Here is a 14695-nt window from a genome sequence, read left to right on the forward strand (position 1 = left end):
TCTAGACCGAAATCGGCACAATCGGGCAAGTTGCCCATTGTGACAGAAATGGACTCCATTTGACCCAGTTGGACTAAGTTTGGTGCATCCATTGGTGCATCCGTTCGATTGGCCTGTGGCGACTCGTGGGACGATCCACTTTTTCGGATCAGCCGCCGGCGATGGGAGAGACGAGGATCACTTTTCGAGAGCGATTGTCTCGGCGATGTTTCGGGCGTGGTCTCGAACACGAATGTATGCATTCAGGGCGGCCATGAATGCGACACTGACCACTGGCGGAATCGTGCCGGCGGAAAGTTCTTCCAGGTGTTTGCGACGCAAAGCCTTCACTTGATCTCGGATGCGTTTGCCGCTGGCATCGGTGCTGGTCAAGATGTTTGGATTGGAGGCTGACAGAGCCTCGTGAATATCGTGGGTGTAAGTTTTGACGTGGCGATTGAGTGATTCTAGGTCTGCCCGTTGCGAGTCGGTGAATCGAAATCCGTCGCGTCTTAGTTTGCGATCAAACTTGTCTAGGTTGACGATGTAGTCGCTGATGGATTCGTATTCGTCGGCAAGACGCAATTGTCGGCGTCCCTCTTCCGCCGTCGCATGCGAGACGTTTCCGGAGAGCAAATTGGTGATGAACGCGGCGACCTCATCTTGGACCGAATCCAACACTCGTTCACGTTGTCGCAGTCGATCGCCGAGTTGCTTGTTGGGTTCGTCGGCTTGCATCAGTTCCAAATGCCAGTCGAGCATTTTCAAGCAGCCGTCGCCCATCTTGAGAATCTCTTTGCGTGATTGCTCGATCGCCAGCAGCGGCGTTTCCAAGATGCGGATGTCCAGATCCGTTAGACGCGGTTTTTCTTTGTAGGACAGCGACGGGATGATCCGTTCCAGAAAACGGACGATTGGCGTCAGGAATGGCATGAACAGCAAGGTGTTGCAAACATTGAAAACGCTGTGTGTTGCCGCGATGGCTGCGACCGTATTGGGATAAGTTTCTTTCCCATCGATCAAGACTGATTCAGCCACATCGACACCGACGATGCCTTGGATCAGTTGGATGTACCACTGGAAAATCAACGTGATCCAGAACACTCCAATCAGGTTGAAGATGACGTGAAAATACGCAGCACGTTTTGCGTTCGTGGTGGTTCCAAGAGATGCCAGGAAGGCCGTGATCGTTGTTCCAAGATTCTCACCCAAGATCAAAGCAGCTGCCGTCGGGTACGAAATCACGCCTTGGGTCGCTAGGGAGATTGTGATGCCAAGCGTCGCCGAAGAGGACTGGACCAACGTAGTGAGCACGCAGCCGACGAGGGCGCATTTCAGAACACCCACGTAGGTGTCAGCCTGAAAACGGGCGAACCAGGCTTCGAAGTCAGGCATCTCCTTGATGATTGAACACGCGTCTTTCATCACTTCGAGCCCAAAGAACACCATGCCGATGCCCATTACAAACATCGCCCAATAGCGCCAGCGATCATTGCGGGTAAACAGGTACATGAACGCTGCAAATCCCAGCAGCGGCAACCCATACTTGCCGATTTTCAGAACCAAGATCCAGCCGGTGATGGTCGTGCCGATGTTTGCGCCCATGATCACGCCGACTGCTTGGGACAAATTCATCACGCCGCTGTTGACGAATCCGACGACCATCACCGTCGTGATCGAGCTGGACTGGACGATGCACGTCACGATGATGCCAACAGTTGTGGCGAACACCCGATGGTTCGTGACCGCACCGACTAATCGACGCAGGCTGTTCCCAGCGACGGCTTGCATCCCATCGGACATGTGCTTCATGCCCAAAAGAAAAATGCCGAGTCCGCCGGCTAGCTCGAAAATCATTTTAATCAGCGTGGAAGAATCCAAGGGTTTCCCGTCCCAAATCTTCAGAGGTGGATTGTTAAGAATTCATGAAGGCGTGGCGATGCGGCGGGATTGTAACCTCGTCAGTCGCTTTTGGGGGGCGGTCGGTCCATTTTCGCCGTGCGTGCAATGGTTCTGGCGTGCCTCAGGATGGCGCCGTAGCGAGAGCCAGCACTCCAATCTCTTCACCCACGAACAAACGGGGCGATTTGGTTCCCGGTTTTTGGGGGGCCGCCTGTAGGCACACCAGAAGAAGGCCCCACTCAGATCAACTTTCTGCGACTTCATGCAAGCACCGGGGGGCAAGCGTCGCAGGGAACGCTGTGTCAGGTCAGCGAGTCGGCGAAAGCTGATGGCCGGCGCTATCTGGAGACTCTATTTCGAAATCGATGCGCCAATGAATTCTCCGGCACCTGCGAAGAACAGAGGGGAGTTCTTCGAATGAAGGAAAGGTGCAAATTCTCTGATGTTGGCGATCGTGGTTTCGAAGTCATCGTCGGAGGGGCCGTCGTTGCCTGAGTCCACTTGGAATGTGACCGTGTCGCCTTGTTTCGTGATCCGTACGAGGTGAGGTCCCGCGGTGGCCAATTCTCCGATGATCTCTTCTCCTAGCTTGAAGCGATTCAGCTTGACCACTCCCGGTTCACTTCGCATGGACGGTGAATACAACCGCAGATAAACGGAGTCTTTCAAACCGTTGTAGCTTCGGTCAGCGACTCCGTATCCGAGCCCAATGTTTGCAGCCATGTCTTCGGGGCCGAATTGAAGAACCACTTCAAACGTGAAGTCTCGAGAAACGCAACCAATGTCTTTGGTGAAGATGACTCCTTGGTTTCGATAGGTGAATTCGTTGTAGCCCTGAATGCGGATGCCGCCCGCTTCACCTTTCTGGTAACGCGATCGCGTCGTGAGGAATGACGGCAGGGATCGCGACTCTCCCAAGGAGTTGCCGGTTCGGACCGTACGGGCTGGGGTTCGTTGTTCCATCGTACGGTTGGGGGCCGAGCCCGCGAGCGCACGAGGCAAGCTGATGGAGGTGGAGGTTGCGATGACGATCCGGCCGGTCTGTACATCGATCAGCCGGGCATAAACGATGCCTCGCGTGCGGCCGTTGGGGACGATTTTGCCTGCCACCACATGAGTTGCTCCGGTCAAATTGCCAAGTTTCCGGGCGGTTTTCGGATCGAACAGGATGGAATTCTGCACGAGCAGTTCGTCCAAGACTTGTCCCAGTGATTCACGATCGACGACAGGAACTCTTCGGTTGACGAGCCTGGTCGTGAGATCTTCTGCCATGACAAGAGTCTCGTCAGCCGTGTTGCCATTCTGATCGCGAATGGGACAAACCGCGACTCGTAGATCGAGATTGGGTTCAACCTCGTCACCGACCTCCAGCTCGGGTTCCAGGTTTCCGAACAGTTTGGCTTTGCTGTATTTCTCGTGGGTCTCGACGACCTGAATCTCGGCAATCTTCGGACGTTCGACGGCGATCACCTCACCGCTCACGGGATCTTTGATTTCCCCTTCATTGCGGAAGACATCCAGTTTTGTGCCTTCGCGAATTCCGCTGTTGGTACCAAGCGTGACATAGATGACTTGCGATGACACTTTCGCGATTCGCCCCGGTTGCTTTCGTTGCGCGGCAACTTGTGCGATCTTCCAACTCAACATTTCTGTCAGCCCGATCGATTCCACCGCGTCATCGAAAGCGAAGGGCGTGACAACCTCTTTGACATTGCTTCGCTCGAAATTGACATCCGTCTTGGTGTGAATGTCTTGGATCGTCACGCTCGTCGGGTCTTGTTTGAGGAGCGTGCCGATAATGGGCTCAGAGTTGTCCTTCAGGATCACCTTGAACAATGGCGGCGAAGAAACCTGCGCTGAAACCGGTGGGCAAGCGAAGTTACCGAAGAGAAAAACGAACAAAAAGTGCCTGAACGCAAGCGAGCGGATGGCGTGAGGTACCATGGAGCGATTGATTGATCAGGCTGGTGAAATAGAGAGCGTCTGAGCGACGAGCGGTTCAATTTGAGAGTGCCTCATGATAGTTCCAGACGGAGTCTGTTTCTGGAGTCGCGTTGGGCTTTATCGTACCAGCGTCGAGGGGGGCGTCAAATTTGCTGACAGCGTGAAGCGACTGACGAATGCGTCAGTGGCTTGCCTGATGATCGAGATCCACTTTTTCGTCAGGCTCGCATGGAGGAATCAGACGCAAAGATGCGAAAGACGAGAAGCCGTGCTTACTCGGCAAATTGTTGCTGCATGGCGTCGAGGAATTTTTGCAGTTGGTCGGCGGGCAGTTGGTTGATGCCCGCCGCGGCTTTGCGGCCGCCTCCGGTTGGGAATTGGCGAACAAGTTCGTCGGCGCCGGTCTTGGTCGCCAGCGGGGCTCGAACGCTGACCAGGTAATCGCCCGATGGCAGTTCGCTCAGCAACGCGTGGGCTCGTTCTGGATTTTCGCGTGCGAGTTGGTTGCTGTAGACGCCACTGACTCGACGTGAGAATGGATCGTTGGGGAACAGGAACGCTGCACAGGATTCGGTCGCCATTTTGGGCTCGATCGAGGCCGCTCGTTTCATGTCGCTGTCGAAACCATCGCGAAGGGTTTCAAAGGTGGTGTCCGATGCGATGAACTCAAACGGGTCCGCGTACGGTTGGACTTTGCGATACAAGTCGTCGGGAGCGAAGTAGAGATCGTCGAGTGTTCCGCCGTAGCCGTTGTAGTTGAGCAGCGTGCCGAGTTGTTCCAGTTCCGCGAGTTGCGAATCGTTGAGGTTCAGTGGCGCGGCGGCGGACTTCGCCGCGTCGTGCAGGTTGTCACCGTACAGAGCGGTGACCGCCCAGGGCAAGAATTGACCATTGAGGAATCGATTGACGAGCAGTCCGGTGCACACGTCGCCGGCGGTGTCGATGTTCGTCGACAGCAGCGGCGAATCGGGAATGTCGCCAGCGAAGTGGTGATCGAAGTAGGTGACCGGAACCTCAGCATCCAAGACTCGTTGGAGTTCGTCGCGGTTCTTGTCGAGCGAAATGTCGAGCACGGTCACGGAGTCGCCCGAGACCGCTGGAACTCGTTTGAGAAGGTTGATGTCTCGTTTGACGCCAGTCACCAGCGTGCTGTCTTTGGGTTCCGCCAACCGCAGTTGATGCAGCGCGCAAATGCCATCCGCGTCGCCATTGAAAACGTCAAAGTGAGTCACGTCGTTATCTCGTTCGGTGTGAGCAGATTGGTCCGAATTTCGGTTCCATGGCTCCCGATTCTAGTTCCTGGCCGAGAAAGCGAAACGGTGCCACAGCGAAAGTCCGAATGGAGAATCAAACGCCCGCTCGTTCGTGAGTCCAACGAGCTCAGTCGAGCGGTGAATACTCAAATGATCGGATCTCTGCGTTGCCGGTTCCTTCCGCATAAATGGCGGGGCGAAGGTAGGAGAAACTCCCCAGAACGTTGTGGTCGAATCCAGACAGCTCGAAAGTCCGCGAGCACTTGGTCCAGTTCTCGCCGTCTTCGCTGACGTAGAGATTGGCGGTTTGGTTGGACAGAGTGGCTCGCAAGAATCGAATTTTGTCACCTCGGACGCCACGGAATGACCGACGAGAATCGTTCAGTCGCATGATGACTCGGTCGCCTTGCACGGCGACGCCGGCCAAGCGGGCTTCGGAGTACCAGATTGAAAGTCCTAGTTCGACGTCGGGATCACGTTCACCAAGTTTGATCCGAACGTCGTAGTTTTTTTCGGGGGAGACGACTTGCAGGGTTCGCATTCGATCATCGGGGTTTTCGAACCGAAAGCGTCCATCGCCGACTTGGTAAGACTTCAGCGCGTGAGCGCCGGTCAGTTGCCATTGCAGGCCAAGTTCGGAGGACTCAAACGAATCGTTCGAGACCGGACCGTTGAGGTGTTCGATGATCTTGGGCTCTTGCTTGGGATCACGTTTGAGTTTGAACCATCCGTCATCCGTCCACTCGATCGCTTCGATCAGCGTGTGACGTCCGTGTGGCAAGGCACCTTTCTTGTATCCGTGGTAGACGACGTACCAATTGCCATCGGCGTCGTCGATGATCGTGCCGTGTCCTTTGGACCAATAAGTTTCGTTTCGCGACCAAGTGTGGACGACTGGATTGTGAGGGCTGTTTTCCCAAGGCCCCAGTGGCGACCGCGAGCGAGCCGATGTGACCATGTGGCTGGTCGCGGGACCGGCCGTGCCACCTTGCGCCGCGGTCATGTAGTAGTAACCGTCGCGAAAAATGAGTTTGGGTGATTCGAGGCAAAAGCATTCGACTTCCCAGTCGGCCGGGTACTGCCAGCCATCGTGTTTTTGTTCGGGATCGCCCGTGACTTTCAATCCATCGCGTGAAAGCGGAACGACTTTGCCGTTGTGCATGTACAAGTAGCGGTCGCCTTCGGGCGTCGCGATGTGGCCCGGGTCGATGCCGGGAACGTCGAGTTCGATTGGATCCGACCAAGATCCATGAGGATCTTCCGCGGTGACGACGTAGTTCTTGCCGCTCGATGGAAAGTACAGATAGAACAGCCCATCGTGTTTGATCAAGTCGGGGGCCCAGACGGTGCCAACGTCTTGACGGAGGGCTTTTGCAATCGGCTTCCAGTCGGTCAGGTTGGTGGAGTGCCAAATCGTCAGACCGGGATAGGTCCGGTAAGAACTGTGCGTCATGTAGAAGTCTTCGCCATCACGAACGATCGTTGGGTCGGCATGATCGCCGCCCAAAATCACGTGCAGGTTGCCGTCGGCGGGTGGTGCTGCGTTTGCGCCAGCAAACGGGAACGCGAGAAGAAGACAAGCGGCGAGGATTGTTTGGGACTTCATGAGCGAGGGGAGTCGTGACGCGGTGGGGAGAAAGCAGCGGTGGGCAGTTGAATCGAACCAAGCGGTTGATTCTCGAAGCTGATTTTAGTTGTTGAATCGAAACGCCATTGGAACGATGCCTGCACCCGCCATAAATCATAACTCGATTTTGAAGTCTCACCGTCGCGAAACTGTATGGCGACGTGGGAATGTTGTGGCGGGAGAGTGCAACGCATTATCGAAGGCACGGGCAATGGCGGTCGTTCGTGCGCCTGATTGAGATTTGTGCTTGGGAGGATCTTCACAAGCCGAACTCGTCGAGTGAGATGGTTTGGAATTCCAGGTCCGCTCGCGAAGATTCGTAGAGGATGCCGAGGGTTTTGTCGTCGACCATCACGAGCGAGCTGTAGGCTCCGCCTTCCGTGTCCAAGACGACTTGTCGATTGGACGGCCAGGTTGCACCGTCATCGAGGCTGGCTCGGACAGTCATGTTGGCACGCCGAGTTTTGTGGTTCGGGTTGCTGAAGAACAGGACGCGGCGACCATCGGGCAATGAGTGTGCGATCAGGCTGGCCATGCAGACAGGTTCAGGCAGGGCGCCGTGGTCGCTGGGGTGAACTGTCCAGGTCAGGCCCAAGTCGCTCGTCACGCTGATGGCTCGTCCGTTGGTATCGGATTTGTCTTTGCGATTTCGGTTGTCTCGCATGTTCAACATCAACGAACCATCGGCCAACTCAGCCACGGCGCACTCGGTGGTATCGGAGCGAGCTAAAGACGAGACCGTCCATGTTTGACCGTGATCACGCGAATAGATGAGGTTGGAAAACGGAAGTCCGGTTTGGTCGCGGCCTTGTGTTGGGATCACCAGCGTGCCGTCGGTCATGGTGATTCCGTTGCCTGGCGCGGGAGCGAACAAGTACCACTTGGGATCCTTGAGTTGCTTGGTCCAGTTCTCGGGGGACGACCAAGTCTGTCCGTCGTCGGTGGAACGCACCGCTAAGAATTGGGTGGAGGTGTCTATGTCCAGTCCCGGTTCGGATCCATTGCCACGCCATTGATGCGTGCCTGGTTTGCCGTGTGTCCAGACGGCTGTGACGATGATTTCTCCGGTGTGCGTGTCGACCAAGATATTGGGGTCGGAGCATCCGTTTTGGTTCTCGGGCAATCCTCCGTGGGTGCCCATGTCCATGATCGGACCTGGAACGGACCAAGTCTTTCCGCCATCAGTGGATCGCGAAAGTCCGATGTCCATGTGGCCTTGGAGATCGCGGCGACTGTCATAACGCATGTCGTAAACCGCCAGCAAAGTGCCGGCGTTGGAACGAGCGATACCGGGGATGCGAAATGTATGACAATCGTGATCGCCTTGGCGGTGAAGGATCACCGATGTTCGCTCGTTCGCGCTTGCAATGGGTGTGAGCGAGCAGGCGGTGAGGATCGAAGTCAGGATCGTTGCGAGGCAACGTGGGGAGATGAATCGCTGGGACATGGGAGGGGACTTGGCGGGGCGGGTTTGGTGGGAGGCAAATAAAAAAGCCGACGCGAAACTTGGCTGGCAAGTTTCGCGTCGGCTTCAAGATAGTCGAGTTCGAAAACCTAGGAGTTGCTGGGAAGGGTAACACTCGTCACTTCCCATGCCCGGCCCTCACCCTCGCGTACGCCTGAACGGCGTCGCTCGACCTCTCCCGAAACTTTGTTTCGGGAGAGGTACGCCATGTAGAAATCTGCCAAAAACGCTAGCAGAAAACTGCACGACCTCGAAGCGGGCGAGGGGGGAAACGTGTCTTTCGAAAGCGAACTTCCTTGCGGATCAGTTCTTGATCTTCGCTTTCTTCTTCAACTGGTTCAGCTTCTTCGTGCCGCCTTCGTTGACTTCGAAGATGAACTTGGCGAGGTCCAAGAACTCTTGTCGATCCTTCAGCATGTTGACGAGTCCGGGCGGCATGGTCGAGTTTTGCGACTCGAGCACGTCTTCCACATCATCGATTGGAATGGTGCGGGGTTTGCCTTGATCGGCTGCGATGCTGAGCGTGATCTTGTCGTCCGTTTCTTCGACCAAGAAGCCCGACAGGATGGCACCGTCGACCGTGATCACGTTCACGGTTTGGTAGCCTTCCAGGATCTTCTCGGACGGTTTCAGGATGGACTCGAGCAAGTGCTCGTTCGTGATGTCCTCACGAGATTTGGTGAGTTGAGGGCCAAGCTGGTAGCCTTCGCTGACATCGTGGCACGTCGCACAAGCGGTCTTGGAACCATAGAAGTAGCCGGCGCCTCGAATGGCGTCGCCATTTTCAGTTGCGTCACGAACCAGATCGCTGAGTGATTCTGCGAGGAGTTCGTTTTCGAGCTGGTTGGTGGCGGGTTCGTCTTCCACCATCTCGGGACGACTGCCTTCGGGGAACGGATGCATCTCGATCAGTTCTTCGGGGCTGTAGAAGCGTTGGCGATCTTCGGTCGCGGCACGAATGCGTTTGACTTCGTCCGGTTTGATTTCGCTGGCGTCATTGCCCCAGCTGTTTCGGACGTACGTCAATGCGGCAGCGATTTCTGCGTCGGAGAACATGTTGCCGATCGCGGTCATCGGGGGCACGCCTTGGGTCGGTTCAAAGACCTTCCCGCGAACGCGAATTTTTCCCCAGATGCCGTGCAGCGTGAGTTTGATCAGACGCTCGGAATCGCCGTTGACCCATTCACTACCAGCCAGTGGCGGGTAGATCCGAACGATGCCTTCGCCGTTGTCACGGTGGCAGGCGTAACAAGATCCTTCTTCAAAGAAGACTTGCTGACCCAGGTTGTAGGTCTGAGCAAACGTCTTGTCCTTGAACTTGTCGGACTTGGTTCGGTAGTCCTTCGGCTTGGCGGCGCCTTCCAATTTGCTGGCGAGCAACTGCTTGTATTCCACCAACAAGTTTTCTGGATCGAATTGCTTGTCTTCGATCAACTGTTCGACGTCTTCTTTGAGCAGCGGCATGGCGCTGTTGAGAGCGTTGCGAATCCAGCGATCCGTTTTCTGGTAGGCGACCGTGAGCAACACTTCCGCTCCGCGTTTGCCACCTAACCATGAACCGGCCGAGAGAGCTTCCAAGCGAACGCGTGGGTGTTCGTCGGTCGCGGCGGTCAGCAAGTACGTCTCAGGTTGATCGAGCAAGTGCAGACAGTGCCGGACGACTCGAACCGCTGCGGCGCGGACGCGGTGGTCTTCGGCTTGCAAGCACTGGTTGATCAGCTCGGTGGATGGTTCTTGTTGTCCCCAGGTTGCCCAGAGAGCTTCCAGGACCAAGCGTTCGTTGTCAGCGTTGTCGCTGGCGAATTTCTTCGCCGCAGCGAGCACGGCTTGTTTGTCACGACCGCGAAGTTCGAGATGCGAGCGTTTGCGAGCGTTGAGTTCAGGCAACTTCATGTTTTCGAACAGTTGCTCGATGTCAGCACCGGCAACGGTTGGCGGTTCGACCAAGTCGCGGTCCGCATAGGTGATGCGGTAGATGCGGCCATATTCTGAGTTCCGCATCGGGTCACGAGCGCTGTGTTGCATGTGACCGATCAGCGTGTTGTGCCAATCGATGAAGTACAGGCTTCCGTCGGGAGCGACTTCCAGGTCACAAGGACGGAAGTTGCCATCGGAAGACTGGATCAAGTCTTGGCGGAATTTGCCTTTGATCTCAACGCCGTCTTCCACCGTCTTGTACTGCTTGATGCCGAGGAAGCCAATCGTGTTGGCGTACAGGTAGTCGCCTTGGACTTCATCGGGGAAGTGACGGCTGTAGAGAAACTCCGAGCCCGATGTTGGACGAGCATGGTGTTCGTAATTGAACTTCGAAACCTTTGGAATCTCTTTTGAGTGCGGGACCTTGATCGAGTAACCCAGCATCCAGTATTGCGATCCGCCGGAGGCATCGTTGACGAATGTTTGACCGTATTCGTCATGAGCGACACCCCAGGGGTTGGAGACATCCGACTGCATCACGCGTTCGACCTTCCATGACTTGGGATCGAATCGCCAAACGCCACCGTCGGTCATGCGCTCGGGGCCCCAGGGCGTTTCGACTTGCGAGTGCAGGAAGCGACCTTCGCACATGTAGATGCCGGCACCGTGGTCGACATCAAATGCCGAAATGGCGTGGTGAGTGTCGTGAGGATCGAAACCGTCGAGCAGGACTTCCATCTTGTCGGCGTGGTCGTCTCCGTCGGTGTCCTTCAGCAGAACCAAGAAAGGTTCTTGTGAAAGGTAAACGCCTTCGGGAGCCAGTTCGAAACCGATCGGCATGTGCAAGCCATCGGCGAAGACGGTTTCTTTGTCCGCTCGTCCGTCGCCGTCGGTGTCCTCATAGATGAGGATCATGTCGTTGGGTTTGGAGTCGCCCGGTTTGTAGTGTGGGTAGCTGGGCAGGGTCGAAACCCACAAGCGGCCTTGGTTGTCAAAACGCATTTGGGCGGGGTTGCCCAGGTTTGGGAAATCTTGCTCGGAGGCAAACATCGAGACTTCATAGCCTTCGGGCAACGTGAAAGTCTTGAGAGCTTCTTCTTCGCCTTTGAGGTAGTCCGGGTTGCCGTTCTTCTCGCTCATGCGGAAGTTCGTTTCAACCGACGTCAAAGGCCGAGTGATCGAGTCATCGACTTCGAGCGTCGACGATTTGCCTTGAGCGATGGCCCAAATGTTTTGGTCACGCAAGACCGTCATTTGACGGATCTTTTCGATTTCTTCGGGGTAGTTGAAGTTGCCGTAGGGAGCCCAGCGACGACCGTAAGCGTGCACGCCGTTGAGCATGCGGAAGTCATTGCGCCAGAACCACGCTTTGTCTTGGACGGCTTGGTGCAACAGCGAATCGGCGGGGGCGACACCGGAGTCGGCGCCGAACAATTGCTGCATGATGACGGGAGCGAGTTTGCGATAACCTGTTTCGGACAGGTGCACGCCGTTGATCGTCAGCGGTTCGTCGGAGGTTTGGAACCACTGCGAGGTGGGTGTATAGAGATCGATGAAGCCGACATGTTTTTCATCGGCGACCGCACCGACGGCATCCGAGTACGCCTTGAGGATGGCGTTTCGCTCGTCAGCGTTGGGGAGATTGAACTCGGGGTGTTGCTCCATCGCGATCGGAGTGGCCAGCACCAAACGAGGTGGTTTGGATGCGTCACGTTCGTAGGAACGCGAAAGGGTGTGATCGACGAAGGCGCGTAGTTCGTTTTTGAAATTTTCGACCCCGTCCATGCCGTCGAAGGATTCGTTGAACCCAAAGAAGGCAACGATCGTGTGTGCTTGGACAATGGTCAGCCATTCGTCTGGTTTGGGATAATGGCCCTCGCCGTAGTGGGCTTGGATTTCAGGTCGGAACTTCTCAGCACCGGGAAATGCCCACGGGTCTTTCTTGCCGGCTTCGGGGCGGTAGGCGGGCGTGTGGCCTGGGAAGCCCATGTTCCGGAAGGTCAGTTCTTTGTCCGGGAATTGTTTGTAGAGAGCTGTTTCAAATGCATTGAACAACTCCATTCGCGAGGCCAATCCGTTGCCGAGGAAGGCAATCGTTTCGCCTTGGGATGGTTTCAGTGGCAGCGAGGTGGCGGGAGCATCGCTCTCGACTTCGACGGGTTGCAGGTATTCCGGACGGACTCGTTTGGTTTGTTGAGTTTCATTGTCCGTGACGGTCGTGATGACTTCGGGGCCGACGGACTCGTCAGCGGACTTGTCATCCGCGTGCGACCGCGACAGTCCTCCGGCGAGGAGGAGAGTGGCACAAGCGAGGCCAACGCGAGTCAGTTTCGACGTCGAAAGTCGCAATTGATTTGCTGGTGGTCGCAAATTGTTTTTGGCTAACAGTTTCATTTTGAGGCAGGTTCTTAGCAGCGAGTTTTGCTCGCCGAAGAAGGTGAGAGGTGGGGAGGTGGGTGAACGTCGTATTCTAGTTCATCGCCCTAGCTTATGGATCATCGAAGGCAGCGGTAGTCCGATGATTTGTCGCATTTGCCGTGTCCATCGAGCGTGGATGTCTATGGAGTGAGCCGGCGTGCTCGATCGATTGCAATCGATCCTGGGTGCTCAGAAGGCAAGAAGCCATCCGACCAAACGGATGTGGGAAACCACCGTTCGGCGGCGCCAGGTCTCGATCGCTGCACGCTCGGCCTTTGTTCTATCCCGCGAACACATTGGCTGGACAACTGGAAGCCTCCGCAACTGAAGAGGTACATCGCCAAATTGCAACACAATGCAGATGAAGCCAAGCAGTCGGCTCGATGGGTGTTGCTGGAACTCGAAAGAAGGTTCCAGCGGCGGCGGAATTTCTGCATCATCCGAATGGCAAATTTGATTTTGGCATTCGGACAACATGTGCTCGTTGGAGAAGTTGGCCAACTGCTTGGTCAAGCATCGAGCATCCGGCCGGTGACTGTTGAAGTCACCGGCCAAAGTGCAACAAGACGATCTTCGTGATCAGGCTTGGTTCAGTTTGGGGGAACCTGATTCGACAACGAAGGAAGTGCGAGCGAATGTTTTGCCGCCTGGTTTCAACACATCGTCGACAACCATGTAGTCGGACTTCCAGCTATCCGGCGTGACGTCGCAGCGGATGTAGCCGCGTTCGGCGTTGTGCCATTTGACACAAGCGTTTTCTGCCAGCACCGCGTCGAGGTTCTTGGGTTTGTCCGGGCCGTTGCCTCCGCTGGATAGCGAAGTCGCAACAAACTCAGTGGCAACGAGACCTTGTTCCGTTTGCCGGTCGTCAACGCGAAGTTCGTTGGCCCAGTTGGAGTGAATGTCGCCGGTCAAGACAACAGGATTGCTGACTTGTCGGTCGCGAATGTAGTTCAGCAGTTCCATCCGTTCGTGAGCGTAGCCGGGCCATTGATCCATCGAGAATTGAGGATCGTCAGGATCGCCGGAACGGTTGACCATTCCCATCATGACTTGTTGTGCCAGCACGTTCCAAGTGGCGGTTGATCGGATCAGGTTGCGAGACAACCATCCGCGTTGCTTTGTTCCCAACATCGATTGAGTTGGATCCAAGGCGGCTTCGTTCAGTGGGCTCTTGCGATCGTCATTGGGTTGGTCGGTTCGGTACTGACGGGTATCCAGAATCGAGAACTCAGCCAGTCGTCCAAATTGGCCGGAGCGATACAAACGCATGTCGCTGCCACGAGGAATCTGACGCAAGCGAAGCGGCATCATTTCGTAATAGGCTTGGTAGGCGTTGGCTCGTCGCGAAAGGAACGAGAGTGAGTCGACGCCTGACTCTTCTGAAATGTCGCAAGCACAGTTGTTGTCAAACTCATGATCATCCCACGTCAGCCACCAAGGACATTGAGCGTGCATGTTTTGCAGCAATGGATCCGATCGATACTGAGCGTGGCGGACGCGGTAGTCACCCAGTGACATGATTTCAGAACCATGGTGAGTTCGGACTTTTCCATTGCGACCGGCTTCGTATTCGTAGATGTAGTCGCCTAGGTGAAAGACCATGTCGACGTTGTCGGCCGCCATTTGCTCGTAGGCGGTGTAGAGACCTTGTTCGTAGTTTTGGCATGAGGTGACGGCAAAGCGAACTTTGTCGGGCAGCTGGTGCGGCAGTGGCATGGTGCGGGTGCGACCGATCGTGCTTTCAGCGTCGCCGCATCTGAATCGGTACCAGTACCATCGGTCGGACTCGAGTTGGTTCAGTTCGACGTGGACGGAGTGACCCAGTTGAGGTGTGGCCAGTTGAGTGCCCGATGCAACGACGTTTCGCATCGAGTCATCCGTTGCGACTTCCCAGGTCACCTCGACGTTTTGGGCCGGCATGCCACCATCGGGAAGCAACGGCGAAGGTGCCAGGCGAGTCCACAGCACCATCCCGCGATGGTCGGGATCTCCTGATGCGACGCCTAGGCTGAACGGGTTGTTTGAGAAAGAGATCTTGGCATCGGCCCAGGCGTGTTGGGTCGAGAGCACATAGGTGGGCAGTGCGCCGGTGAACGCGAGGAACCGCCGACGATTCCAGGCGGCGGAAGAGACTCGATCAGCGTGGGTTGGTCGTGACATGGGTGGCTCGGTGTGTGTCAGGCGGGA

The 14695-nt window shown here is 55.9% G+C and carries 7 protein-coding genes; all 7 read right to left on the reverse strand.

Annotated elements, in window-relative coordinates:
* Positions 1-177: 177 nt before the first annotated feature.
* The 7 genes from RE6C_RS16055 to RE6C_RS16090 all read right to left on the reverse strand — a co-directional run bounded on the left by RE6C_RS16055 (position 178) and on the right by RE6C_RS16090 (position 14668).
* Positions 178-1836 (reverse strand): Na/Pi cotransporter family protein, encoded by a 1659-nt coding sequence (locus RE6C_RS16055; protein ID WP_008658155.1) that lies wholly within the window; start codon positions 1834-1836, stop codon positions 178-180.
* Between the two features lie 396 nt (positions 1837-2232).
* Positions 2233-3825 (reverse strand): CsgG/HfaB family protein, encoded by a 1593-nt coding sequence (locus RE6C_RS16060; RefSeq protein WP_039962280.1) that lies wholly within the window; start codon positions 3823-3825, stop codon positions 2233-2235.
* A gap of 272 nt (positions 3826-4097) precedes the next feature.
* Positions 4098-5057 (reverse strand): hypothetical protein, encoded by a 960-nt coding sequence (locus tag RE6C_RS16065; protein WP_008658157.1) that lies wholly within the window; start codon positions 5055-5057, stop codon positions 4098-4100.
* A gap of 148 nt (positions 5058-5205) precedes the next feature.
* Complete coding sequence (locus RE6C_RS16070) at positions 5206-6684, reverse strand: family 43 glycosylhydrolase (RefSeq protein ID WP_008658158.1); 1479 nt, start codon at positions 6682-6684, stop codon at positions 5206-5208.
* A gap of 280 nt (positions 6685-6964) precedes the next feature.
* Positions 6965-8152, reverse strand: coding sequence for a sialidase family protein (locus tag RE6C_RS16075; RefSeq protein WP_008658160.1), 1188 nt, complete (start codon positions 8150-8152; stop codon positions 6965-6967).
* A gap of 321 nt (positions 8153-8473) precedes the next feature.
* Positions 8474-12481: a PVC-type heme-binding CxxCH protein gene (locus RE6C_RS16080; protein ID WP_008658161.1), complete on the reverse strand. Its 4008-nt coding sequence runs from the start codon at positions 12479-12481 to the stop codon at positions 8474-8476.
* A gap of 603 nt (positions 12482-13084) precedes the next feature.
* A complete protein-coding gene (locus tag RE6C_RS16090) occupies positions 13085-14668 on the reverse strand; it encodes an alkaline phosphatase D family protein (protein ID WP_008658166.1) in 1584 nt (527 codons plus the stop codon).
* Positions 14669-14695: the final 27 nt, after the last annotated feature.

It is taken from the genome of Rhodopirellula europaea 6C, from assembly GCF_000338295.1.
GTDB classification, from domain to species: Bacteria; Planctomycetota; Planctomycetia; order Pirellulales; family Pirellulaceae; genus Rhodopirellula; species Rhodopirellula europaea.